Source organism: Mycobacterium sp. 852002-51971_SCH5477799-a, from assembly GCF_001667145.1.
Classification (GTDB): domain Bacteria; phylum Actinomycetota; class Actinomycetes; order Mycobacteriales; family Mycobacteriaceae; genus Mycobacterium.
Window position 1 is genome coordinate 91,108 of the sequence record NZ_LZIF01000107.1, and the last position, 24,647, is coordinate 115,754.

At 67.0% G+C, this 24,647-nt stretch carries 21 protein-coding genes and 1 riboswitch; of the genes, 9 read left to right on the top strand and 12 right to left on the bottom strand.

Features of this window, described 5'->3' with window-relative positions:
• Positions 1 to 93 precede the first annotated feature (93 nt).
• Positions 94 to 1,038, top strand: a complete 945-nt coding sequence (locus A5753_RS16915) for an NADP-dependent oxidoreductase (RefSeq protein WP_067130446.1) — start codon at positions 94 to 96, stop codon at positions 1,036 to 1,038.
• Here A5753_RS16915 and A5753_RS16920 read toward each other — a convergent pair.
• Together A5753_RS16920 and A5753_RS24400 are read right to left on the bottom strand one after the other, a co-directional pair.
• Positions 1,030 to 2,829 carry an NRAMP family divalent metal transporter gene (locus tag A5753_RS16920; protein ID WP_067130450.1) on the bottom strand — a complete coding sequence of 600 codons (1,800 nt, stop codon included), beginning with the start codon at positions 2,827 to 2,829 and terminating at the stop codon, positions 1,030 to 1,032. The genes A5753_RS16915 and A5753_RS16920 overlap by 9 nt on opposite strands.
• Before the next feature lie 115 nt (positions 2,830 to 2,944).
• Positions 2,945 to 3,160 carry a hypothetical protein gene (locus A5753_RS24400; protein ID WP_156656139.1) on the bottom strand — a complete coding sequence of 72 codons (216 nt, stop codon included), beginning with the start codon at positions 3,158 to 3,160 and terminating at the stop codon, positions 2,945 to 2,947.
• Positions 3,161 to 3,397: 237 nt separating this feature from the next.
• A riboswitch (M-box (ykoK) riboswitch) is annotated at positions 3,398 to 3,570 on the bottom strand.
• 113 nt (positions 3,571 to 3,683) lie between these two features.
• On the opposite strand from A5753_RS24400, the gene A5753_RS16925 reads away from it, so the two are divergent.
• Positions 3,684 to 4,343, top strand: a complete 660-nt coding sequence (locus A5753_RS16925; protein WP_067130454.1) for an O-methyltransferase — start codon at positions 3,684 to 3,686, stop codon at positions 4,341 to 4,343.
• Positions 4,344 to 4,346: 3 nt separating this feature from the next.
• Here the strand turns inward: A5753_RS16925 and A5753_RS16930 are convergent, their stop codons facing one another.
• From A5753_RS16930 to A5753_RS16965, 8 genes are all read right to left on the bottom strand, one after another.
• Positions 4,347 to 6,341: an acyltransferase family protein gene (locus A5753_RS16930; RefSeq protein ID WP_067130457.1), complete on the bottom strand. Its 1,995-nt coding sequence runs from the start codon at positions 6,339 to 6,341 to the stop codon at positions 4,347 to 4,349.
• A 239-nt stretch (positions 6,342 to 6,580) separates the two neighbouring features.
• A complete protein-coding gene (locus tag A5753_RS16935) occupies positions 6,581 to 8,008 on the bottom strand; it encodes an aldehyde dehydrogenase family protein (RefSeq protein ID WP_067130460.1) in 1,428 nt (475 codons plus the stop codon).
• Between the two features lie 17 nt (positions 8,009 to 8,025).
• Entirely contained in the window at positions 8,026 to 9,738 is a 1,713-nt protein-coding gene (locus A5753_RS16940) for a thiamine pyrophosphate-binding protein (RefSeq protein ID WP_067130463.1), read from the bottom strand.
• 2 nt (positions 9,739 to 9,740) lie between these two features.
• On the bottom strand, positions 9,741 to 10,880 hold the full coding sequence (locus A5753_RS16945; protein ID WP_067130466.1) for a CaiB/BaiF CoA-transferase family protein: 1,140 nt from the start codon (positions 10,878 to 10,880) through the stop codon (positions 9,741 to 9,743).
• 13 nt (positions 10,881 to 10,893) lie between these two features.
• Positions 10,894 to 11,844, bottom strand: a complete 951-nt coding sequence (locus tag A5753_RS16950; RefSeq protein ID WP_067130469.1) for an SDR family NAD(P)-dependent oxidoreductase — start codon at positions 11,842 to 11,844, stop codon at positions 10,894 to 10,896.
• Positions 11,841 to 13,700: an NAD(P)/FAD-dependent oxidoreductase gene (locus tag A5753_RS16955; protein WP_067130472.1), complete on the bottom strand. Its 1,860-nt coding sequence runs from the start codon at positions 13,698 to 13,700 to the stop codon at positions 11,841 to 11,843. The genes A5753_RS16950 and A5753_RS16955 overlap by 4 nt, the downstream gene beginning before the upstream one ends.
• Entirely contained in the window at positions 13,697 to 15,097 is a 1,401-nt protein-coding gene (locus A5753_RS16960) for an SRPBCC family protein (protein WP_067130474.1), read from the bottom strand. The genes A5753_RS16955 and A5753_RS16960 overlap by 4 nt, the downstream gene beginning before the upstream one ends.
• A complete protein-coding gene (locus tag A5753_RS16965) occupies positions 15,097 to 15,951 on the bottom strand; it encodes an SDR family NAD(P)-dependent oxidoreductase (RefSeq protein WP_067130537.1) in 855 nt (284 codons plus the stop codon). The genes A5753_RS16960 and A5753_RS16965 overlap by 1 nt, the downstream gene beginning before the upstream one ends.
• 220 nt (positions 15,952 to 16,171) lie before the next feature.
• Here A5753_RS16965 and A5753_RS16970 point away from each other — a divergent pair, with 220 nt between their 5' ends.
• From A5753_RS16970 to A5753_RS16995, 6 genes are read left to right on the top strand one after another with little or no spacing between them, the layout of a single operon-like run.
• Positions 16,172 to 17,782, top strand: a complete 1,611-nt coding sequence (locus A5753_RS16970) for an SMP-30/gluconolactonase/LRE family protein (RefSeq protein WP_067130477.1) — start codon at positions 16,172 to 16,174, stop codon at positions 17,780 to 17,782.
• Positions 17,782 to 18,522 (top strand): GntR family transcriptional regulator, encoded by a 741-nt coding sequence (locus tag A5753_RS16975; RefSeq protein ID WP_067130480.1) that lies wholly within the window; start codon positions 17,782 to 17,784, stop codon positions 18,520 to 18,522. Before A5753_RS16970 ends, A5753_RS16975 begins: the two co-directional genes overlap by 1 nt.
• 21 nt (positions 18,523 to 18,543) lie before the next feature.
• Positions 18,544 to 20,154, top strand: coding sequence for an AMP-binding protein (locus tag A5753_RS16980; protein WP_067130483.1), 1,611 nt, complete (start codon positions 18,544 to 18,546; stop codon positions 20,152 to 20,154).
• Positions 20,147 to 20,929, top strand: a complete 783-nt coding sequence (locus tag A5753_RS16985; RefSeq protein ID WP_067130486.1) for an SDR family NAD(P)-dependent oxidoreductase — start codon at positions 20,147 to 20,149, stop codon at positions 20,927 to 20,929. Before A5753_RS16980 ends, A5753_RS16985 begins: the two co-directional genes overlap by 8 nt.
• Positions 20,926 to 22,398, top strand: a complete 1,473-nt coding sequence (locus A5753_RS16990) for an AMP-binding protein (protein WP_197694724.1) — start codon at positions 20,926 to 20,928, stop codon at positions 22,396 to 22,398. The genes A5753_RS16985 and A5753_RS16990 overlap by 4 nt, the downstream gene beginning before the upstream one ends.
• Before the next feature lie 31 nt (positions 22,399 to 22,429).
• On the top strand, positions 22,430 to 23,590 hold the full coding sequence (locus tag A5753_RS16995; protein WP_067130491.1) for an NDMA-dependent alcohol dehydrogenase: 1,161 nt from the start codon (positions 22,430 to 22,432) through the stop codon (positions 23,588 to 23,590).
• Between the two features lie 26 nt (positions 23,591 to 23,616).
• Here the strand turns inward: A5753_RS16995 and A5753_RS17000 are convergent, their stop codons facing one another.
• Positions 23,617 to 24,078 (bottom strand): SRPBCC family protein, encoded by a 462-nt coding sequence (locus A5753_RS17000; protein ID WP_067130494.1) that lies wholly within the window; start codon positions 24,076 to 24,078, stop codon positions 23,617 to 23,619.
• A 64-nt stretch (positions 24,079 to 24,142) separates the two neighbouring features.
• Between A5753_RS17000 and A5753_RS17005 the strand changes: the two genes are divergently transcribed.
• Positions 24,143 to 24,514 (top strand): nuclear transport factor 2 family protein, encoded by a 372-nt coding sequence (locus tag A5753_RS17005; protein WP_067130497.1) that lies wholly within the window; start codon positions 24,143 to 24,145, stop codon positions 24,512 to 24,514.
• A gap of 55 nt (positions 24,515 to 24,569) precedes the next feature.
• Here A5753_RS17005 and A5753_RS24915 read toward each other — a convergent pair.
• Positions 24,570 to 24,647 (bottom strand): hypothetical protein (locus tag A5753_RS24915; protein WP_231990099.1); only part of this gene is annotated, 78 nt, incomplete at its 5' end.

Consider the following 24,647-nt stretch of genomic DNA (forward strand, 5'->3'; position numbering starts at 1 on the left):
ACATAGGCCCACTCGACGCACGCTGGGTAGCACTTTGGCATGCCTATGCTGGCGTGGGTAGGCGCATCCTCGCGTTGGAAAAAGGAGATCGGTATGACGGCTGTAAGGGCGCGCGCAGTACGGTTCGACCGTTACGGGGGACGTGAGGTGTTGTACGTCGCGGACATCGAGATGCCCTCCCCCGGGCCGGGTGAGGTCGTCGTCGAAGTGCGCGCGGCCGGGATAAACCCCGGCGAAGCCGGCATCCGGGTCGGGGCGATGCACGAGATGTTCCCGGCCACCTTTCCCACCGGCCAGGGCAGTGATGTGGCCGGCGTCATCACCGCCGTGGCGCCCGGGGTCACCGAGTTTTCGGTCGGCGACGAAGTCTTGGGTTTCAGCCTGCGCCGGTCCAGCCACGCCACCCACACCGCGGTTCCGGTCAGCCAATTGATCCGCAAACCTCCCGAACTCAGTTGGGAGGCAGCGGGTTCCCTGTACGTGGTGGGGGCGACCGCTTATGCGGCCGTCCGTGCCGTGGCGCCTCAAGCCGGCGAGACGATCGCCGTGTCGGCGGCAGCGGGCGGGGTGGGCAGCCTTGTCGTGCAGCTTCTGGTACTGCGTAAGGCGCGAGTGCTCGGCATTGCTGGCGCCGGCAACGCCGACTGGCTGCGCGCGCATGGCGTCATCCCGATCGGCTACGGTGACGGACTCGCCGAGCGGCTGCGGGCCGCGGCGCCGGACGGCATCGACGGTTTCATCGACCTGTTCGGCCCGGACTACGTACAGCTCGCCGTGGATCTCGGCGTGGCGCCAGAGCGGATCGACACCATCATCTCGTTCCAGAAGGCGGGCGAGGTGGGCGCGAAGACCGAGGGCAGCATGGAAGCCTCGACGCCCGAGGTGCTCGCCGAGATGGCCGATCTGATCGTTTCGGGGGCCATCGAATTCGACATCGCCGCGACCTATCCGCTGGACCGGGTCGCCGACGCTTATGCCGAGCTCGAGCAGCGGCATACCCACGGGAAAATCGTTCTGCTGCCCACTAACTCAGAATGATCCGGCCGGTCCGACAACACCGGCCTGCACGATCTTGATGATGACGAAAGTGACGGCCACGACCAGGTAGCCCCGCAGGGTGAAGAGCCCCGCCCGGCGCATCGGTGACATCGTCGGTCGATCGAGCAGGGCGAGGGTGGGGGTCTGCCAGCTCAACCGGTCCTGGCGACGTATGGCTCGCCGCTCGGCACGCGTCAGCGACGAGGCGTCGTCGAGTTCGTCGACCTCCTCCGGGTCGAGGCCGCCACCGAGAGTGCGCACGATGGCTTCCGCCTCGGTCAGGTTCTGGTGTCGCCGGCCCACAACGATCATCACGGCACCGCCGACGATGCCGAGCACCGCGCCGGCCGCGAGCCCGGCCTCGATGGCGGCCGTGGAGAGGCCGGGGAAGAAGGTGGCTGCCGTCAACGCCAACGACAGCAGCACCAGACACCACACGATTGTCCACGCAATGATGTTCTGCCGCACCGTGTTCACCCACGGTCCCAGCACCGCCCGATCGTTGCACAGCAGCACCAGGAAGACGGTGGCCGAGGGCAACAGCACACCGGCCAGTGCCTGGACGCCCTGGGTCACCAGGCCCAGGATGTTGTCCGGGCTGAAGGACACCGCCGCCGACACCGCGAGCAGTATCGCGTAGCCGCCGTAGAACAGGGGGGCCTCGCGGATCTTCCAATGCAGCGAGTGCCGCTTACCCATGGCATCGCCGACCGCATAGGTGGTCGCCAGGCCGACGGCGTTGGCGCCGATCAGCGACGCGTCCAGCAGGATGATCGCGAACAGCGCTCCCGCCGTGGGGCCGAGATGATTCGACAACCCCGACGCGACGGCGCCCGCATCGGTGAAATGACCCGCATCGGAGGTGCCGGTCAATCCGAACGCCGCCACGGCCATCAGCGCTGTCGCACCGACCATGACCACGACGATTCCAATGGCCAGATCGGCTCGGCCGTACGGGATCCAGCGGGCGGTGATGCGCTTGTCGACCACGTTGGATTGCTGGAAGAACAGCTGCCACGGCGCGACCGTGGTGCCCACGATGGCGACCACCAGCAGTAGCACCGTCGAGTTGAGCCCACCGGGGAGCTGTGGGATCAGCCCGGCCGCAGTCGCTTTCGGGGAGGGATGCGCCAGTAACACCATCGGGAAGATCAGCACATTCACCGCAATCAGGAGGAACATCAACCTCTCCCAGCGGCGGAATGATCCCCCTGCCACCACGGCGAACAGCAGCGCGGCGGCGGCCGGGACAGCGACGATCTTCGGGCAGCCCAGGAACCCGAGAGCCAGTGAGACGCCGATGAATTCGGTGACGATGGTCAAGGCGTTCAGGACCAACAGATCACCGACGCTGAACGCGCCCCAGAACTTGCCGAACCGCTCGAATATCAAGCGCGCGTGCCCAACCCGGGCCACCGCGCCTAACCGCAGCACCATCTCCTGGTTGACGTACAGCACCGGAATCAGCAGTGCCAGCGTCCACAACAGGCCCATGCCGTAGTTCTGGCCGGCTTGGGCGTAGGTCGCGACGCCACCGGCGTCGTTGTCGCCCACCATGACGATCAGTCCCGGTCCGGTGATGACCGCCAGTGTGCGCAGGCGCCGCCAGCGTCCACTGAACGCCCCGTCCCCGTCGCACCGGATGCGCCCGAACGCGCCGACGATGCCGCCGACGTGCGCGGAATCCAGCGCGCTCGGACGTTGCGCCTCGGCGCGTGCGCCTTCCGGCGCGGCGGCGGAGCGGCCGGGCGCCGGGGTGCGTCGGCCGCCGCCGGTGTGGATCGAAGTCATCGAATCCTCGCTAACTCGAGCGGTTCTCAGACCGCGGTGAGGCAGTCGTGGTTGCGGCGCTCAACGCGCCTGCGGCGACGGGCGGCGCTGTGACGCCCGTCGCCGAGGCGGTGGTTCAGCGGTGGTTGCTGTCGAGACCCGAGACGTGGCCACCCAGCGACGCGGTGACCATCGCGACCGGCATCCTCGAGACGTACAGGTTGGCCCGCTCCTGCGGGGTCAGGCTGGCGCGCAGGTGAAACCTGTTGGCCAGCAACCGGCCTGCACGCAGCATCGACCGGCCGCGCATCCTGGGAGCAACAGAAAAACGGTGCGTAACAACAAAAGCCATGATCTTCTCCTGACGGAGGTCCGATCGGCGTCGGCACGGCGTGTCAGCCGCGCGGGACCAAGCAAGGTCAGGCGGTGAAGGAAATACCGGAGCCGGATCGGGACAAGACGGATTTCGGATAGGGACTATCGCCGGGACTCATCTCGCCCTCACCTCCTCACGGCCGGGACACACGCGGGTGTCACTACATTTCACCTGAACGAGAGAGGCATGAGTGACCGGCAGAGCAAACCGCCGGTCGCACCCCTCTCGTCGGAGCTTCGGCACTGCACGGCGTATCCGGAACATTCCGGAAGCCACTTGGGCTCAACCCTTGGGTCCGGGAAGAGCTGTCCTGACCCGGGGCGTCTCTCGACGTTCGGGGTCAGTGGCCTATATCCATGCAGACGCCTCACCTACCGAGGTGCTTGCGGGGTCCATAGTGGCACCGGGTGCGCGGGCTCGTCAAACCGCTTAACAGATCCTTGACGCCCACCGATGCTCACCCACGCCCGCTCAGGGGAGGAAGCCTAGGCTCGATGACATGACCACAACCTTGCAGGATTCCCGGGTCGCATCGACGCTCGACCGGATGTACGCCGAGTCGAAGAACCAGATGCCGCTGTTGCGCGAGCGACGCGGCACGTTTGATCGGCCGATGACCACGCAGGAACGCACCGAGGCGATGAGCGAGTTCTACATCCCGGTGACACCGGAAGCCGGACGGCTGCTGTATTCGCTGGTGCGGGCCACCCGTCCGGCCACCGTGGTCGAGTTCGGCATGTCGTTCGGCATCTCCGCCCTGCATCTGGCCGCGGCGGTGCGCGACAACGGCACCGGGCGGGTGGTGACCACGGAGCTCAGTGAGACCAAGATCGCGGCGGCGAAAAAGACGTTCGCCGAGACGGGCCTGGACGATGTGATCACGATTCTGGAAGGCGATGCGCTGACAACGCTGGAAAGCCTGGACGGGGCAATCGATTTCCTGCTGCTCGATGGATGGAAGGATTTGTATCTGCCCGTGGTCGAGCTGCTGGAGCCTCGCCTATCCACGGGTGCGCTGGTCATCGCCGACAACGCCAGCTCGGCCGACATGGCGCCCTATCTCGATCGCGTGCGCAACCAGGACAACGGTTACGTCAGCTTCAACTTCCAGGTCCGCGACAGCGACAGCATGGAGATCAGCTGCCGCACAAGCGGTTAGGGGCTACCGCAGCGATTCCTCGAGCCACGGCGTGAGCCACTTCACCCCTTCGGGCGTCAGGTGGACGCCGTCGCTGCGCACCTTGATGCCATCGACTTTGGCGGTATAGACCCCGTCGGGGCACAGCTTCTTGTTCAGGTCGAGGATCGCGACGTTGGGATGGTGGCTAACGGTCTTGCGCAGCATGGTGTTCCACAGGTTGACCCGATCCGGCTGGTCCTCCGGATAAAGCCGGCCGTCCGGCTTTTCGCCGCCCCGGCTGTAGGGGACGGTGGCGACCACCACGTGCACACCGGTAGCACCCACGATGGTCAGCGCCCGTTCGAGCTCGCCGTTGAGGTAGGCGTCGAAGGTCGGGTCGCCGATGTGAGTCCACTGGCCCTCGTTGACCCGATCCACCGTTTCCCAGCGGCCGATGACCAGCAGCGCGACGTCCGGCTGATCCCGGGCGACCTGCGTCGACCAGCGAATCGGCCAGCCGTCGCATTCCGACCGTTGCTCCAAAGTCTGGCCGATGTAGCGGTACGGCGTGCCACGTACCAGGCTGCATCCGATGACGGTGTGGTCAAGGAATGCGAACCCGGGTGTCGGGGGCAGGTAGTGCATCCAGGTCCACCCGATCGAATCACCGAACACCGAGACGGTGAACGGCCGGTTGGCATCTCGGGGCCGGCTCGGGCCGGGCGGCGACGGTGAGACCGCAGCGACGGCCGAGACGCCGGGCGGTAGACCGACCTCACGCAGACCGGGCCCGGTACCCACCGGGATCACCAACAAGGTCACCGCTGCCGCGCTGGCCACGGTCGCGGCCGCCAGCGGCAGCAGCGGTACGCGCGCCGGTCGCCAGCGCCGAATGGGTTGTTCGAGCAGCCAATACGACGTTGCGGCCAGCACCAGCGTGGCGCCGCACCGCGCGGCGAACAGCGGTAGCCCGGACCACCCGGTGCGTTCGCCGTTGAGCGCCAAGAAGATTGGCCAATGCCACAGGTAGACGCCGTAGGAAATGGTGCCCAGCCACACCAGGGGGCGCAACGCGAGCACACGGGCCACGATTCCGCGCTGCTCCAGCGCGACGGGTGCGATCACGATCACCGCCGCGATCGCGACTCCAATCAGCAAGCCGTGGCGGAATTCGCCGCTGGCCCCGGTGGCGTAGTGCGTCGCCGCCGCCAGTCCCGCCAGACCGAACAGCGGCAGGATCCGGGCGAGCCGGCGCCCCCACCGCGTGCGGATCATGCACCACCCGCGGTTCATCGACGGCCAGTCCCGCACCAGCAATGCGGCCGACGCGGCGCCGAGCAGCAACGCCTGCGCACGGGTGTCGGTGCCGAAATAGATCCGGTCGCGGGTCCCATCGGACGCCAAGACGACGGCGAGCGCCGCCGAAGCCAGTGCGCCGAAGGTGGCTATCAGGAACGTGGCGAACCGCACACCGCCGACGGTCGCCCGGGACGAGCGGCGCCTCGCGCGGGCGGCGAGCAGCAAGGTGACCGCGATGAGCAGCACCGGCCAGACGAAGTAATACTGCTCCTCCACCCCGAGTGACCAGGTGTGCTGCAGCGGCGAGGGTGGAGCACCCTGCGTGAAGTAGTCGGTCTTCTGGGCGACGAACCGCCAGTTCGCCATCCACACGAAGGCCGCGACGGCGTCGTCGCGCAAGCCGGCCAGCGACCGGTCGGGCAATAGCTGGCGGGCAGCGGCCACGGCGAGCACCATCAGCACCAGTGCGGGCAGCAGTCGTCGCGCACGCCGAATCCAGAAGCCGGTCAACTCGATCCGGCCGGTGCGGCCCAGCTCGTCCAGCAGCAGCGAGGTGATCAGGAACCCGCTGAGGACGAAAAACACGTCGACGCCGATGAATCCGCCACCGACGCCCGGGATGCCGCCGTGCCCGATGAGCACTAGGGCGACCGCGATCGCACGCAGTCCGTCGAGTGCCGGGATTCCGCTGGCCCGCTCGGGCCGGTCCCAGATCGCCAGCCGGCCGATGCGGCGCACGGGGGCCACCCACCGGGGCCGAGTACGACGAGCCGACGCGGGGTGAGACCCGCCCGGCTCTCTGCTTGCTGTCAGCGCGCCGTAACTACCATTTCGCCCGGCGCCATGGTTGATGCCGATACGTCGCTGCCCCTCCTGTTGAGTTCAGCAAGCCAGCCTAGAGGCGGGCGCACAGGATCAGGTGGAGGACACGCGAGGTGTTTTCTGCCGTGCTGCGTTCGGAATTCACCCCTGACGCGTCAGCTCTTGTCGGGTGCGTAGCCCAGGGTGCTCTTGACCTCCAGATACTCATGGAAGCCGAACTCGCTCCATTCCCGACCGTTGCCGCTGTGCTTGTAGCCGCCGAACGGCGCGTTCATGTCGAATGCGTGATTGATGGTCACCCATCCCGCGCGGATCTTGCGGGCGATCTCGCGCGCCGTGTCGAGGTCGGCCCCCGATACGTAACCGGCAAGGCCGTATTGGGTGTCATTGGCGATCTCGACTGCGTGGTCTAGGTCGTCGTAGCCGAGAATGCACAGCACCGGCCCGAAGATCTCCTCGCGCGCGATCGTCATGTCATTGGTGACATGCGCGAAGACGGTCGGCTTGACGTAGTACCCCGTGTCCAGTCCCTCCGGCCGGCCCGGGCCCCCCGCGACCACGGTCGCGCCCTCATCGATGCCCTGCTGGATCAGGCGCTGAACCTTCTCGAACTGTGCCCTCGACGCGACCGGACCGATGGCGGTCGCGTCACTGCTGCCCACCGGTACTTGTCCGGCGACTTCACGCGCGATGTCGATGGCCTCCTCCATCCGGGAATTCGGGACCAGCATGCGCGAGGGCGCGTTACAGCTCTGCCCGGAATTGGGCATCATATTCGCCACGCCGGCCTTGACGCCCTGCGCGAAGCCACTGTCGTCGAGGACGATGTTGGGGCTCTTGCCGCCGAGTTCCTGGGTCACTCGTTTCACGGTCGCGGCGGCATTCGTGGCCACATCGACACCGGCGCGGGTGGATCCGGTGAACGACACCATGTCGATGTCGGGATGGCTCGCCAGCGCCACACCGACGCCCGGGCCATCGCCGTTGATCAGGTTGAACACCCCGGCCGGCACGCCCGCGGCATCCAGGATCTCGGCGAAGATGTAGGGCGAATACGGGGCCACCTCGGAGGGTTTCAGGATGACGGTGCAGCCGGTCGCCAGCGCCGGGTAGACCTTGACCGCGACCTGGTTGATCGGCCAGTTCCAGGGGGTGATCAACCCGCAGACGCCGATCGGCTCCTTGGCGATCAGGGTCGCCCCTTTGTGTTCCTCGAACGAAAAGTTCTTCAGGGCGTCGATCGCGGTGGTCAGGTGACCGATCCCGAGGAAAACCTGCGGACCGGCGGCCAGCGAGGGGGGTGCGCCGATTTCTTCGGTGACCGCCTCGGCGAGATCGTCCGCGCGCTTCTGGTATTCGGAGAGGATGGCCTGCAACAGGTCCAGGCGCTGTTCGCGGGTGCTCTGCGACCAGCTGGTGAAGGCTCGCCGGGCGGCGTTGACCGCAACATCGACGTCGGCCGCCGACCCCAGCGAGATCTTCCCGGAAACCTGCTCTGTCGCCGGGTTCTCGACGTCGAAAGCATTGGGGCGCAACGGGTCGACCCATTGTCCGTCGATGTAGAACTTCAGGTATTCGCGCATGACATCGATCCTCTTTCTTACTGAGTGCCTTCGGCGTACCAGGTGCGGAATCGGTCGTACTTGGGCATCTCCTCGGAGTTGGCCTTCGGATCGATGCACACGTGCACTACGCCGACTTTGCCACTGGCGTAGGCGCGAGCGATCGCCGGGCCGATTTCCGATTCCTTTTCGACGTACTCGCCGTGGCAACCGAAGCCCTCGGCGACCTTGTCCATCCGGACGTCCTTGCTCCAGTGCACACCGGGCTGCGGCGAGGGCTGGGAGAACGTGCGCTTGTACACACCGACTTCCAGGCCCCACTGATGGTCGACGCCCACCACGCACACCAGCGGAAGGTTCTGCCGCGCAGCGGTTTCCAACTCAGCGATGTGGAACAGGAACGCCGAATCGCTGGTCAGCAGCATCACCGGCCGCTTTCCGCCCTCGGCGACGGAGGCTCCGACCGCGTACGGCAGGCCGGTGCCGAGGTGGCCGAAGTTCTGGTTCCAGATCACGTCGCGCGGCTTGGACTGCGAGTAGGTCCACTGGAAGATCACGGTCGCGCCGCCGTCGCGCACCAAGATGCCGTCGTCGAGTTCGTTGAACGCCTTGGTGGCCTCGACGACGTAGCGCGCCGGGTGGATCGGCGAACGCCCGGACGGTGCCGATTCAGCCATATCCGCAAGCTCTTTCGTGTCCTTTTCGATCAGGACCTGCAGCGCGGGCGCGAGCTTGCGCGGTGAGTCTTTGAGCGCGTCGACCAGCTGCGGCACCACACCGCGCAGATCGCCGACCAACGCCACGTCGACGGGACGGTTGACGCCGATGGCGGCCGGGTCTTGCTCGACCAGCACCCACTTGCGGTTCGCATTGTTGCCGGCCCAATGCTGGGTCCGCCCATAGTGCATCGGCTCACCGAGCTCGGTACCCAGCGCTACACACAGGTCGGATTCCTCGACTGCCTCATTGGCGGCCGGGGAGAACAAATACGGAAACGTCCGCTCCTGCAGTCCCGGGATGAACGAGGTGCCTCCCGAGGTCTGGATCACCGGGCAGGCCATCAGCTCGGCCAGCTCCTTGACCTGCTGTTGGGTCCGGGAGGTGTGGACCCCGTGCCCGACCAGCAGCACCGGGCTCTTGGCCTCGCGGATCAGCTTGACGGCCTCGGCCACCTCGCGGGTGCCGGCGCCCTGGTCGACCAGCCGGTAGGCCGCTGGGGGCGGCGCGGTGTCGACGTCGAGCTCCTCGAGGATCACGTGCGAGGGGAACTCAACGTAGGCCGGACCCGGGGTGCCGGACATCGCCCTGCGGATGGCCTCGTGGATGATCTCGTCGGTCTGGTCGGCGTACTCGATGGACGAGCTGTACTTCACCGACGCGGCGAAAAGCGGCTCCTGCTGGACGAATTGGATGCGTCCGCGCCGCACCCGGCGTTCGGTGATGCGGGCGCGCTGGCCACCGAGGAAGATCACCGGTGAGTTCTCCACGAGGGCACACTGGATCGCTCCGGCGATGTTGGCCATGCCCGGGCCGAGCGTGCCGATGCACAGGCCGGGCTTACCCGTCATGCGCGACGCGGCCTCCGCCATGAAGCCCGCGCTCAGCTCGTGGTGCGGCGCGACCACCGACCATCCGCGGGCGTCGGCCTCGGCGAACATGTGCACGAAGTTCGGGTCGGGGATCCCGAAGATCGTGTTCACGCCCTCGGCCTCGAACAGGTCGAGGATGCGTTTGTAGACGGGGACGCCCATGGTTAGATTCCCTTTCCCTCGGGAGCAGCAATTTCGGCGAGCACTTCTTCGGTGTGGGCCCCGAGCTCCGGCGCCGGCCCGGCCACGCGGCCCGGTGTCTGCGAGAACCAGGTGGGCACGCCCGGGAAACGCACCGGCCCGTGGGGGCTGTCCACCGTCTCGAACATGCCGACGGCATTGAGATGCGGGTCGTCGAACAGCGCTCCCGGTGTGTTCAGGGGCGCCGCCGGTATCTCGAGTTCGCGAAGGAGCGCCAGCCAATCCGCGGTAGTACGCTCCTTCATGGTTTCGGCCAGCAGCCCGTAGACGGTGTCGATCTCGCGGGCGCGCTGCTCCAGCGTCGCATACAGCTCGCTGTCCCATGGTGGCTCAACGGCTTTCATGAAGGCGTTCCAGTGCTTGTCGTTGTAGATCAGCGCAGCAATGTAGCCGTCGCTGGTGCGGTACGGGCGACGGTTCGGCGCCACGGTGCGCGGGTACACGGCCGGCCCGAGGGGTGGGTCGAACATGGCACCGTTGGCGTGTTCGACGAGCATGAACGAGGCCATGGTCTCGAACATGGCGACCTCGACTTCTTGTCCCTGCCCGGTGCGCTCGCGATGGAACAACGCCATCGTCGTCGCGTACAGCGCGGTCAGCCCGGCGATCTTGTCGGCCATGATGGTCCCGACGTAGTCGGCCTCGCCGGTCAATTGCTGCTGCACCGCGGGCAGGCCGCACTCGGCCTGGATGGTGTCGTCGTAGGCGGGGCGGTCGTGGTCGGGTCCGCGGCGTCCGTACCCGTAGCAATTGGTGTAGATGACCGCGGGATTGACCGCGGCGACGTCGTCGTAGCCGAAGCCGAGCTTGGCGATCGCCTTGGCCCGCATCGAGTGGATGAACACGTCGGCCGTCGCAACGAGAGCGCGTAACGCGCGCGCTCCGGCGTCGGTCTGTAGGTCCAGCACGACGCTGCGCTTGCCGCGGTTGACGTTGGCGAACACCCCGCTCATGCCCGGGGCCGGGCCCACCGAGATGTATCGGGTGTTATCCCCCTGCGGCGGCTCGACTTTGATCACGTCGGCACCCATGTCCGCCATGATCTGTGTGCAGTACGGCCCCATCACCATCGCGGTCAGGTCGATGATGCGCAGCCCCGCCATCGGGCCCGTCGGGCTAGCCATTGGGCGCTCCTTGGTCGGTTGAGCGGTGCGCGAGCTCGAAGCTGTAGCGGATGTGCTCGTTGTGTCCGTCCGGGACGACCGGGAAAATCAGCGGCGCCTCGACGTAGCGGATCGCGTCCAGGTGGCTGCCGACCTCCTCGATGCTCCAGGCGGGCCGGCACACGCCGGGACTCTCGGCGATCACCGCCCGCGCCACCCGGCCCGCCAGCGCGATGAACAGTTCACCGGTCACCGAACAGGACTCGTGCGCAAGCCAACCCACCACGGGCGCAACGAGTTCCGAACCCATCGGCGGATAGGCCGACGTGTCGATGCCCTCGGCCATGCGTGTCACCGCGGCCGGCACGATCACGTTGCACCGTACCCCCTCCGCGGCGCCCTCCAGCGCGACGACATTGGCCAGCCCGATCACGCCGGCCTTGGCAGCCGCGTAGTTGGCCACGTCGTAGTTCCCGTACAGCCCGCCGATCGACGACGTCAGCACGACGCGGCCGTAGCCCGCGTCGCACATGAGTGGAAACGCGGGCCGCACAACGTGAAACGCACCACGCAGGTGCACGTCGAGCACGGCGTCGAAGTCCTCGTAGCTCATCTGTTTGAGCGAGCCGCGGCGGACGTTGCCGGCGTTGTGAATCAATATGTCGATGCGACCGTAGTGCTCGAGCGCGGTCGCGATGATCTCCTGGCCGCCGTCGCGGGTCGCCACCGAGGCGCCGCAGGCGACGGCCTCGCCGCCGGCCGCGGTGATCTCCCCGACCACCTGCTCGGCCGGCCCGGAGTCGGCGCCCTCACCGTCGAGGCCGCCGCCGGCGTCGTTGACGACCACCTTGGCCCCACGCGAGGCGAGCAGTTGCGCGTACGCACGGCCCAGCCCGCGGCCGGCGCCGGTCACCACGGCGACGCGGTCATCGAATCGGAGTTGTGGCGCAACGGTTTCGGTCAAGCGCCGAGCACCAGCCCTTCCAGCGCCCCCTTGTCGCGCCAGACCCGCAACAGGTCCTCGAAGGCGTAGAAACCGGGGCCGTACGGCTCGCCCAGGTGCGACCGGATTCCCTCGCCCCCGCCGCCACCTTCGTTGTTGTAATAGCCGGGGGTGCACTGGGCGTCGAACGCCGAATTGTCGATCGCGGTTTCCCGGATCGTCGCGCACCAATGCTCCTGCGCCGCTTGGCTGGGTTCCACGGTGGTGGCTCCGCGCTTCAGCGCCTCGGCGATGATGTAGGCGATGTGCTCGCCCTGCAGCTCATAGTTGGCCGCGATGTTGGCGGAGATGCCGACCTGGGTGAAACCGGTATAGAACTGGTTGGGGAATCCTCGGCTGGTCATCCCGTGCAGCGTCTTGTAACCGTCGCTCCAGTAGTCGAACAGCGACAGCCCGTCCCGTCCCTGGATGGTCTCGATCGAGTAGCGGCGGCTGATCTCGGTGGTGATCTCGAAGCCGCTGGCGTAGATGATGCAGTCGACCTCGTACTCGATACCGTTGGCGACCAACCCCTTTTCGGTGATACGTTCCACGCCTTTGGAATCGGAGACGTCGACGAGGGTGACGTTGGGCCGGTTGAACATCGGCAGGTACTCGTCGTTGGACAGCGGCCGCTTGCACAGGAATCGGTAGTAAGGCTTGAGCGCCTCGGCGGTGTGCGGATCGTCGACCAACGCGTCGATTCGGCGGCGCAGCCGCTCCATCAACTTGTAATCCTCTTCCTCGCGGATCGCCATGAACTGCTCGGGCGTCATCGACGCGGGGTCGGGCAGGGCGAGCACCCGCGCGGCGGTGTTGCGCCCGAGCTCGGTCCAGAAGTCGCACACCAGATCCGGTTGGCCCAGCGCCATGCCCTCGAACGTCCAGGAGTGGAAGTTGCGCTGACGCTCCCGCTGCCAGCCCGGCCGCAGCGTCTTCACCCATTCCGGGTCGGTGGGCGCGTTGTTGCGCTCGTCGACCGTCGAGGGGGTGCGCTGGAAAACGTAAAGGTGCTGGGCGTCTCGCGCCAAGAACGGGACGATCTGGATCGCGGTGGCGCCGGTGCCGATGACGGCGACCTTCTTGTCGGCGAGCTTGTGCAGGTTGCCGCCGCTGTCACCGCCGGTGTAGTCGTAGTCCCACCGCGACGAGTGAAACGCATGGCCCTTGAAGTCCTTGATTCCGGGGATGCCGGGCAGCTTGGGGCGGTGGAACGGGCCCGAGGCCAGCACGACGAACCGGGCGCGGATGTCGTCGTCGCGGTTGGTGGTGATCCGCCAGCGCTTGATCTCGTCGTCCCAGCGCAGGTCGCGGACCTGGGTGGAGAAGATCGCCGAATCGTAGAGGCCGAAGTGCTTGCCGATGTTGCGGCAGTGCTGGTAGATCTCGACGCCGTCGGCGAATTTCTTCGACGGCATGAAATCGAGCTCTTCGAGAAGTGGTATGTAGCAGTATGATTCGTTGTCGCACTGGATGCCGGGGTAACGGTTCCAGTACCAGACGCCGCCGAAGTCGCCGCCGAGTTCGATGACGCGGACGTCGTCGACACCCGCCTTCTTGAGGTAGGCCGCCGACAGCAGTCCCCCGAAGCCACCGCCCAGCACCGCGACGTCGATGTCCTCACGAATCGGCTCACGCGTGCTCGCGGGTGTGTAAGGGTCGACTTCGTAGTACCCGGCGAAGTCGTCCTCCAACTCGACGTACTGCTTGGAACCTTCCTTGCGGAGCCGCTTTTCGCGCTCCCGGGCGTACTTCTCGCGCAGCGCGTCGATGTCGAAGTCGTCGGGCGTCTGGGTGGGCCCGCAACCGTCTTGGTGCTGTGTCACGTCAGCGGTCATGCCTGGGGGCGCTCCTTGTCTGAAAGCTCTCGGGGCTCACCGGTGCCCATGTACCTCGACAACTGGTAGTGCAGGTTGACGGTGCTCCGTTCGCGGTACGGGTTGGGCTTGGTGCCGGGGAAGCCTAGCGACTTCATGCCCTGCTGCACGGCGGCCATGTTGGAGAAGTCCTGCGGCAGCACCGACCGCCACCGGGGGTCCCCGACCGGGGTGTATTCCCATTCCGTCTGCGGCTCTTGGCCTTTGGGGTACAGCTCGAACACCGATACCTCGAAGATGCACTTGTCCGGGTTGTAGCTGGGATGCGGTCGCGCGCCGTAACACAGGGCGCTGGTGAGGCCCTGGCCGATCTGGAAGTTCGGGAAGATCTGCCAGGCGGTGCCGGCCTGCCCGAGGATGTCGGCGGGAATCGTCGGCCAGATCACGCCGCGGGCCTCGTCATCGCGGCGTGCCGAGGCCAGCCAGTGCTCGAGGACCTTGTCGGCCGGTGTCCCCTCGGGCAGCTCGTCAACCAGTCGCTTGGCGGCGTTCACCAGCGTCTGGGTGGTGGTGGCGTTGGTTTCCTCCATGGTGTACACCTGCATCTCCGCGGTCGACACGCGGGGATCGGCGCCGATGCCGAGGCGGATTTTGGACTTGGTGGCCTCCATGTCCTCGGGTGCGTCGTAGCCGATGTGGCTGTGCTTGCCTTGGGCTTTCGCCCATCCCTTGAATTCGCCGAACTTATTGAACTCGGGATGGGTGGTGTAGACGTGGTAGGTCTCGTTGAAGGCCTCCAGCGCGACCTTCCAGTTGCAGTCGAACGAGAGCCACTTGCGCCATTTGTAGCGCATGTTCTCCAGCCCGAACGGGTCGAGGATCTTCGCGGCGGGGAACAGGAAATCGGCGAGCGGCTCGCAGTCGGGGTCCATGTTGATCCACAACCAACCACCCCAGGTGTCGATCCGCACCGGACGAAGGTGGGTGTTGTCGGGCGTGAGCGTGCCCTGCCAGTCCTGCTGTTCGCGAATGTGGGTGCATGCACCGTCCAGGCCGTAGGTCCAGCCGTGGAAGCCGCAGACGAACGACTTTCGGGTTCGCGCGCAGGCGTTCTTGGCGCCCTCGGGGGTGTCGATCAGGCGGCGGCCGCGGTGCATGCACACGTTGTGGTGGGCGTGAAATTCTGCTGCGCCGGTGCGCACCACGATGATCGAATCGTCGAGGATGTCGTAGGTCAGATAGCTGCCCACCTCGGGCAGCTCCTCGACACGGCCTACCTGCTGCCATACCTTGCGCCACAGCTTGTCCCGCTCGGCGCGGGCGTAGCCCTCGGAGATGTAAGCCTCCACGCCGATGGTCATCGGTGCCGAGAGTTCCTCGGCCGCTTCGGCATTCGCGCCCTTGGCCAGATCGGTCATCACATCCTCCTGATCGCCGCGCGGAAGGATTCGTCCTTGAGGAAAAGCGACGTGTTGTCGGCGCCGAGGTGGCTCCACTTGAGGTCCAGCCCGCCGTCGACGAGCAGTGTTTGGCCGGTGACGTAGCTGGACATCTTTGAGAGCAGGAACAGGATGGCGCCGGCCTGCTCTTCGGGCCGCCCACGGCGCCCCATCGCGATCGCCTGCCGGTCGCGATCAGGGTCCTCGTCGACGTACGTGCGGGAGGCCACCGTCTCGGTGACGCCCGGAGCGACGGCATTGACCCGAATTCCCGCCACCGCCAACTCGAGTGCCATCGTGCGGGTCATCGCCACGATCGCGGCCTTGGCCGTGCCGTAGGCGATGTGAAACGGTGCGGTGTTCATGCCGCTGATCGAGGAGATCGACACGATCGATCCCTGCTTGTGCTGCGCGACGAGCTCGCCTGCCACGGCCTGACTCATGAAGAAGGTCGTTTCGAGGTTGTCGGCGAAGATCTTGCGCCAGTCGCCGCGCGCCACCCGGGTGGTCGGCATCCACGTCGACGGCTCGGCGCCGCCGGCGACATTGACCAGCCCGTACAAGTCGCCGTCGGCGCGGCGCGCGTGGTCGAGCACCGCGGCGATGCCCTCGTCGGTCGACGCGTCGGCGACGACGGGCAGCACGGGCAGGCCCTGCTGTGCCAGCGGGGCGATGTGTTCGTCGAGGTTTTCCTTCGACCGACTCACCGCGATCACGGTGGCCCCGGCCCGCGCGGTCATGGCCGTGACGGTTGTGCCGATGCCGCCCCCGCCGGCGCCGGAAACCACGACGACGCGCCCGTCGAGTCCTAGGAGATCCCCGTGATCGGCCATGACCTGCTTTCCCCCGCCGCCGGGCGTCGCGTCGCCCGGAGCGGGATCAGTGCTAATTTTGTCCGGACAAGATATCGCATTCTGCTCGTTGGAGAACACTATTCCGATCGGTGGACTTCGCTGTCAAGGTCGGTCCGCCACGCTTCGGCGGCTATTGTCTGGACTAGGAGGAGTTGATAGCGTCCAGCTCAAACGGCTGACGGAAGGACCTCGGCGAGCCATGCCCATCTCAACGCAGCCATCGCGGTACCCAGTGGCGCATCCCATCGACGTCGCCGAGGGTTGGGAGCTCGAACGGGTCACCGCGCCCAGCCGGCTGTTCGGCGCCAACGGTCTGCGCGCCGGTCCGGACGGTCGCATCTACATCGCCCAGGTGACCGGCAGCCAGATCAGCGCGCTGGACCACCGCACCGGGGAACTGGTGACCGCCAGCCCCAAGGGTGGCGACATCGTGGCACCCGACGACGTCGCGTTCGACGCCGCCGGCAACCTGTACGCCACCGAGGTGATGGACGGCCGGGTCAGCGTGCGCGACACAGGCGGCCGAACGCGAGTGCTGCGCGACGACGTGCCGTCGGCCAACGGCATCACCTTCTATCGGGACCGGTTGTTCATCGGTGAATGCCGTGAAGGCGGACGGCTGCTGGAATTCGACCTGGCGGGCGGGCCACCGCGGGTGCTGTTGGAGAACGTGCCCTCACCGAATGCGATGGAGGTCGGCCCGGACGGCCTGCTGTACTTCCCGGTGATGGGGGCCAACGAAATCTGGCGCATCGACCCCGACGGGGGCGAACCGCAATGCGTGGCAACCGGTCTCGGCGTGCCCGACTCGGTCAAGTTCGACGCCCAGGGCCATATCGTCTCGACGCAGGTAGCAACCGGACAAGTGCTGCGCATCGATCCGCGCACCGGCGAACAGCGTCTGCTCGCCCAGCTGAACCCGGGCCTGGACAACTGCACCTTCGTCGGCGATCGGCTGTTCGTGTCCAACTTCACCGGCGAGATCACCGAGATAATGCCCGACGGCACAACGCAATCCGTACTGGCAGGCGGCCTCAACTGGCCGCTTGATCTGGCGGTCAGCCACGATGGGCAGCTCTACATCGCCGACGGCACGTACTTCTACGTTGCCCTGCCCGACGGGTCCCTGCACACCGCCGGGATGTTGTTCAGCCCCGGCTACCCCGGATTCCTGCGTGGCGTTGCGGCCAGCGGGCCCGGCGAGTTCGTCGTGACGACATCTGGCGGCCAGGTCGGCCGGTATCGGCCGGAGGCCAACGAAACCGACGTGCTGGCAGACGGTTTCGACCAGCTCTACGGCGTCGCCCTGAGCCCGGGAGGCGTGGTGTTCGCCGAGCTGGGCACCGGGCGGGTGCTGTCGTGGGAGTCCGGTGACGTCGAGGTGCTGGCGACCGGGCTGCGCGAGCCGGTCGGCGTCGCGATCGACGCGGACGGGTCCGCGCTGGTGGCGGAGGCCGGAGCCGGGCGGGTGGTGCGGATCAACGGATCGAACCCCGACACCGTCGTCACCGATCTACGACGGCCGCAGGGCATTCTGGTTCGCGGAGATGTGCTCTACGTCGTCGACGCCGGCGCCAAGGAGCTGATCGCGTTCGATCTGAGCACCAACGCGCGGCGCACGATCGCATCCGGTCTGCCGGTCGGTCCCCCGCCGGGGGTCACCCCTAAACCGCTGCGCGGCATGCCGCCGTTCTCCGGGCCGCAGGGCCCGTTCGCCGGCATCGCCGCCGCGGGCGACGGGACGCTCTACATCTCGGCCGACGGCGACGGCAGCGTGCTGGCGTTACGCCCGACCCCGGGCGGTCCCTGATGCCCCAGGCCGTTGCCGGCGACCACCGCTACCTCCAGATCGCGCGCACGCTGCGCAAGGAGATCGTCGACGGCGTATACCCGGTGGGATCGCAGCTGCCCACCGAACACCAGCTGTGCGAGCGCTTCGCGGTGAGCCGCTACACCATCCGCGAGGCGCTGCGCCGGCTGCGCGAGGACAATCTGGTCGCATCCCGGCCGAGGGCGGGCACCCGGGTGGTACCCCGGCCGGCGTCGAGCTCCTATGCCCAGGACGCGATGTCGATCGATGATCTGCTGGCGTTCGCGGCCGGCGCGCAGCTGACGATCGAATCCAACGCGATGGTGACGATCGATGACGAGCTCGCCGCTCGCACCGGCCTCGAAGTCGGCTCCCAGTGGTTGTCGGTGCGCGGCTACCGGCTGGCCGACGGTGCGTCGGTGCCGATGTGCCGGACGGAGTACTACATCAACCGCAGTTTCGCCGCCGTCGGCAGGCTGCTGCAACGCCACGTCGGCCCGATCTTTCCGTTGATCGAGGATCTGTTCGGCGTGAGCGTCGCCCGGTTGCACCAGGAGATCGCCGCCGTCCTGCTGTCACCGGAGCTGGCGGACGGACTCGGTGTGGAAGCGGGGACGGCCGCGCTGCAGATGCGGCGCACCTACACCACCTCCGACGGTGAGGTGGCCCAGGTGACGATCAACACCCACCTGTCGTCGAGGTTTCGGTACGCGATGACCATGCGTCGCGTGGATGAATAGGCCGCTCCGAATGAGGTCGCGGTGACTGCCCGGGCGCCCCAGGACACGGTCCAAGCTTTGGAGGCATACCGGCGCGGGTTATGGGTGCACACTACGCTGGCGGACACGCTGCGTGCGGCAGCGCAGGAATCACCTGGGCGAATCGCCCTGGTGGACAGGGATACTCGGATAGATTGCGCCGCGCTCTACGCCCAGGCCAAAGCACTCGCGGCCGCCCTGTCGGCGCGCATGCCGACGGGCAGCGTCGTGTCGTTCATGCTGCCGAACTGGCACGAGGCCGCCGCAATCTACCTGGGCGCAACACTCGCCGGGATGGTGGTGAACCCGATCCTGCCGTCGCTGCGCGACCACGACCTACGCTTCATCCTCGACGATGCCCGCACCACAATGCTTTTCGTCCCGCAAAGCTACGGCGGCCACGACTACGCGGCGATGATCGAACGCGTGACGGCCGCAATGAGGCGCGCGCCGGAGGTGGTGGTGCTGCGCGGTGACGCCGGTGCGCACACACCGTACGGCTCACTGCTTGAGCAGGCCCCCGACGCCGCGGCGCTTCCGGCGCTGGATCCCGATTCCGTACGGATGATCCTCTACACGTCCGGGACCACGAGCCGCCCGAAAGGCGTCCTGCACACGCACAACTCGATGCATGCCCTGATTTGTCAGATCCGCGACCACTGGATGATCGCGCCGGGTGACACGTTCCTGGTGCCGTCGCCGGTCGCGCACATCGGCGGTTCGATATATGCCTTCGAATGCCCGCTGCTGCTGGGCACCACCGCGGTGCTGATGGACCGGTGGGACGCATCGGAGGCGGTAGCCCTGATGGATTCGCAGCGGTGCACCCACATGGCGGGGGCCACACCGTTTCTGCAGCAGTTGTTGTCGGCCGCCGAGCGCACCGGGACCCGCCTGCCGGACCTGAAGGTGTTCATCTGCGGCGGCGCGTCGGCGTCGCCGTCGTTGATCCGCCGCGCCGCGGGGTATTTCGACCGCGCGGTGATCACCAGGGTGTACGGCTGCACGGAAGTGCCCGTCGCGACCGTCGGCGCTCCCCGTCCCGACGAGGCCGGTGCCGCGGCGGATACCGACGGCAGGCCCGGGATCGCCGAGATCAAGCTCGTCGCCCACGAAGCCGCGCCCACCGGCGACGGGGAGATCTGTGTGCGCGGCCCACAGATGCTGCGGGGTTATCTTCACCCCGAAGACGGCGCCGAGTCTTTCGATGACGCAGGCTTTTTCCGCACCGGCGACCTCGGGCGCTGGATCGACGACGAATACCTCGTGGTGACCGGCCGGGCGAAGGACGTCATCATTCGCAGCGGGGAGAACATCTCGGCCAAGGAGGTCGAGGACCTGCTTGCCGACCATCCCGGCATCGCCGAGGTCGCGGTCGTCGGGCTGCCCGACGACCGCACCGGGGAGCGGGCCTGTGCGGTGATCGTGCCCGCGGGCGCGGCGGCCCCGGACGTCGCGAGTTTGCTTGCGTTGCTGGTGAGCAAGGGCGTCGCCAAATTCAAGGCACCCGAACAGGTCGTGATCCGGGACGTCCTGCCGAAGAACGACGCGGGCAAGGTTCTCAAGCATCGGATCCGGGTGTCGCTGATGCAGGAGTTGACGAAGGATGGGTGAGATGCAGGTCGCAATCGTCACTGGCGCGAGCAGCGGTATCGGCTTGGGGTGCGCGACGAAGCTCGCCGAGATGGGCATGGCGGTCCTCGGCACCGGCCGCGACCGCAACCGGCTCGCCGAGCTGGAAGCGGCGGTCGGCGATTCGGAACGCATCGCGACCCTGACGGTCGACCTGACCGACGACGACGCACCGCGCCGCATCGTGGACCTCGCGGTCGACCGGTGGGGCCATATCGACTTCCTGATCAACAACGCCGGAGTCGGTAGCCCCAAGCCGCTGCACGAGACCGACGACGAAACCCTGGACTACTTCCTGGGTTTGATGCTGCGGGCGCCGTTTCGGCTCGCCCGCGAGGTGCTGCCCCACATGGAACCCGGGTCGGCGATCATCAACGTCACCTCGACATTCGCGGTCGTCGGCGGCCTGCGCGGCGGCGCGTACTCCGCCGCCAAGGGCGGCCTGACCGCGCTGACCACTCACATCGCGTGTCAGTACGGCGCGTCCGGCATCCGCTGCAACGCCGTGGCCCCCGGGGTGACGGTGACGCCGATGGTGGAGAAGCGCTTGGAGGACGAGCGATTCCGCAAGATCAACACCGAGATGACGCCGCATCAGCGGCTGGGCCGCATCGACGACATCGCCAGCACAATTGCCTTCCTGTGTTCGCCTGGTGGCAGTTTCATCAACGGTCAGACGATCGTCGTCGACGGCGGCTGGAGCTCGACAAAGTACCTGTCCGAGTTCGCGCTGTCGTCGCGGTGGATCGAGCAATGAATCTGTTCGCCATGCTCGACCAGGCCGCGAGCCGGTTCCCCGACCGCGGCGCGCTATACCTCGGGGAACGCCGCGTGTGCACCTGGATCGAGTTGCGGGACCGGACGTTACGGCTGGCCGCTTCGATTCGCGGGCAGCACGGCGCGGGCGCTCGTGTCGCGATCGCGACCCACAACCGCCCCGAGATCGTCGAGTTGATGTTCGCGATCTGGGCCGCCGAATGTGTGGTCGTCCCGATAAACTACAAGCTGCATCCGCGCGAGATGGCGCAGATCCTTGACGACGCCGTCGCCGCACGGGTATTCGCGTCATCGGTCATCGGTGCCGAGCTCGCCCCCATAACCACGACGCCCACGGAAATCCTTGATTCCGAGGAGTATTCGCGGCGCTTCACCGTCACCCCGGCGCGACCGCCACGCACGGACCCGTCGGCGCTGGCGTGGCTGTTCTACACCAGCGGAACCACCGGCCGTTCGAAGGGCGCGATGCTCTCGCACCGCAACCTCACGGCGATGACGGTCGCCCACCTCGCCGACATCGACGAACCGGACGAGAACTGCAGCCTGGTGCATGCCGCTCCGATGTCGCACGGGTCGGGGCTTTACATCCTGCCGTACACACTGCGCGCTGCCCGGCAAATCCTGCCCGCCTCAGGGGCATTCGATCCCGACGAGTTCCTCGATCTCTGCGAACACCATCCGGCCGCCAGCGCGTTCCTGGCCCCGACGATGGTGCAACGGCTGGTCGATACGGGCCGCAGCCGCCCGGCCAATCTGCGGACGATCGTCTACGGCGGCGGGCCCATGTACGTCGAAAGCCTGCGCAAGGCGATCACGGCGTTCGGCCCGATCTTCGCGCAGATTTACGGGCAGGGCGAATCGCCGATGACCATCACCGGGCTGCGCCGCGCCGATCACGAGTCGGACGACGACGCGATCCTGGGATCGGTCGGGTATGCGCGGTCGGGCATGGAGGTCGCGGTGCTGCGCGCCGACGGCAGCGCGGCGCCCGTCGGCGAAATCGGCGAAATCGTCTGCCGCGGTGACGCGGTCATGTCCGGATACTGGCACAACCCCGAGGCGACCGGCGACGCGCTCAAGGACGGCTGGCTCTACACCGGCGACATGGGTTCGTTCGACGCGCGCGGTTTCCTTACCCTGCGGGATCGTTCGAAGGACGTCGTCATCAGCGGCGGCAGCAACATCTACCCGCGGGAGGTCGAGGAGGCGCTACTCGAGCACCCCGGTGTCGCCGAGGCGTGCGTGGTGGGCACCCGCGACGAGGAGTGGGGTGAGGTGGTGGTCGCGTTCATCGTCGGCGTGGTCGAACCCGCGACGCTGGACGCCCATCTGGTGGAGCGCATCGCCCGCTTCAAACGGCCCAAGCGTTACGAATTCGTCGACGAGTTACCGAAGAACAGCTACGGCAAGGTGCTCAAGCGGGAACTGCGGGCGAGCCTGGCTCATTGAGCCCCGCCAAGCCACGAAAGGGAGGTCGCTAATGAAATGTCGTGCCGCCGTCATCCGCGGGGTCGGCCAGGACTGGGAGATCCGCGAGATCGAGCTGGACCCGCCCCACGCGGCTGAAGTCATGGTGCGGATGGCCGTCGCCGGAATCTGCCACTCCGACGACCACCTGTTCACCGGTGACGTGGTCCCGACGGCCGAGGCGATCGCCGCCAGCGGCCAGCCGGCCCCGGACTGGTTCCCGCTGCTCGGAGGTCACGAAGGTGCCGGTGTCGTCGAAGAGGTCGGGCCCGGCGTGACGTCGGTGCGGCCGGGTGACCACGTTGCGCTGTCGTTCATTCCGGCGTGCGGCAGTTGCCGCTTCTGCGTGAACGGGCAGAGCTACATCTGCGACATCGGGGCGAGCCTGTTCGTCCGGGAGATGCCGACCGACGGAACCTGCCGCAGGCACCTGGGCGACGAAGACCTGTTGGCCTACGGGCAACTCGGCACATTCGCCGAATATGCGGTGCTGTCGGAGAGGTCGGTCATCAAGATCGACGACGCGATCCCGTTCCATGCCGCTTCGCTCGTGTCGTGCGGGGTCAGCACCGGCTGGGGCTCCGCGACGATCTCGGCGGGCACCGAACCCGGCGACACCGTCGTCGTCCTCGGCGCCGGTGGTGTCGGGATGAACGCCCTGCAAGCGGCGCGCGCCGTCGGTGCGAAGTACGTCGTCGCGGTGGATCCGGTTGAGTCCAAACGAGATTCGGCCAAGATCTTCGGCGCTACGCACACCGCCGCCTCCGCGCAGGACGCGATGCCGCTGGTCAACGAGATCACGGCGGGGCTGATGGCGGACCGCGTCGTGATCTGCCCCGGCGTGGTGCATGTCGACTTGGTGCCGTTGGCGATGGCGCTGCTGCGCAAGGGCGGGGTCTGCGTGCTCACCGGCATCACCCCGTTCACCGAACCGCCGGTTCCGCTGGTGCTACAGGAAATGACGCTGTCGGCCAAACAACTGCGGGGCGCGCTGTACGGCGGGATGAATCCGCGCACCAGCGTGCCGATGCTGTTGTCGATGTACCAGGCCGGCGCGGTGAAATTGGACGAGTTGGTCACCCGCCACTATCGGCTCGACCAGATCAACGAGGCGATGACAGACCTGCGGGAGGGCCGCAACATTCGCGGCGTCATCGATTTCGCCGGCGTGTGATCCCGGGCGCCACCTCGGGCGTTCGGTCAACCGGACTCGAAGTGGCTGCGGATGCCGGCCAGCATCTTGACGTGCGCCTTGACCCCTTCGCGGATGGTCACCCCGGCCAATAGCCGCGGAGCGGTGATCGAAATCCGTTCGGTGACCCGGGTGCCGCCGTCGACCGGATCGAAACTCACCGTGCCGCGCAACCGGACCCCGGGCGACTGGTCGGCCTCGGTCAGCACGTCGCCGCTGACCGGCACCCGCACCCGGGCGTGATAGCTGATTCGAATCATGAACGGCCCCAATGGAATCCGGTCGATCACGCGGAACGTCTGCTGGTAGCCGTCGGGGGTTTCGCTGCGGGACACCCTTTCCACGGACACGATCAACGGGTGCACGAGCTTGATGTTGTCCAGGTCAACGTAGAAGTCGCGCACGGCGTCGGGCGGCGCGGGCACATGCTCGCTCAGTGTCCGGTCGGCGTGCACGGTCCACCAGCTCATGAAAGAAACCTAGCCTTGCGATGACGCCGCGCTTACCGTGGACCCACGAGCGAGCGGAGACGACATGGGCACCCGAGACAACGTGGTCGAGCGCTACCTGGAATGCCTGGCCGCCCACGACTGGGACGGACTTGCCGACACCATCGCCGAGGACGGCCTGACCCGGGAGGGGCCGTTCTGCGACGTGGTCGAGGGCAAGACGCGCTACGTCGCCTACTTGCGCAAGGTGTGCACCAATCTCCAGGGGCATCGGTTGGAGGTGCGGCGGGTCTCGCACGTGGATGCGCGGGTGGCCTACGCCGAGCTGTCCGAGACGTTCGAGATCGACAGCGTTGCGACCACGTGGCCCGAGTGCATCCTGTTCGAGCAGGGCGACGATGGATTGATCTCTCGGGTCAGTGTGTTTTTCAAGCAACGGCAAGGCGCCACCGTGTAGCGGAAATTCGGTATGCCTTAACCGATTTCACCTTCGATACGACGCCGCTAACTGACTAGTTGGGTGTTGGTGGTGGTTGCGGCTGGAAGGGTTCGTACCACCAGTCGGCGCGCTCGCCGGTGGGCCCTCGGCA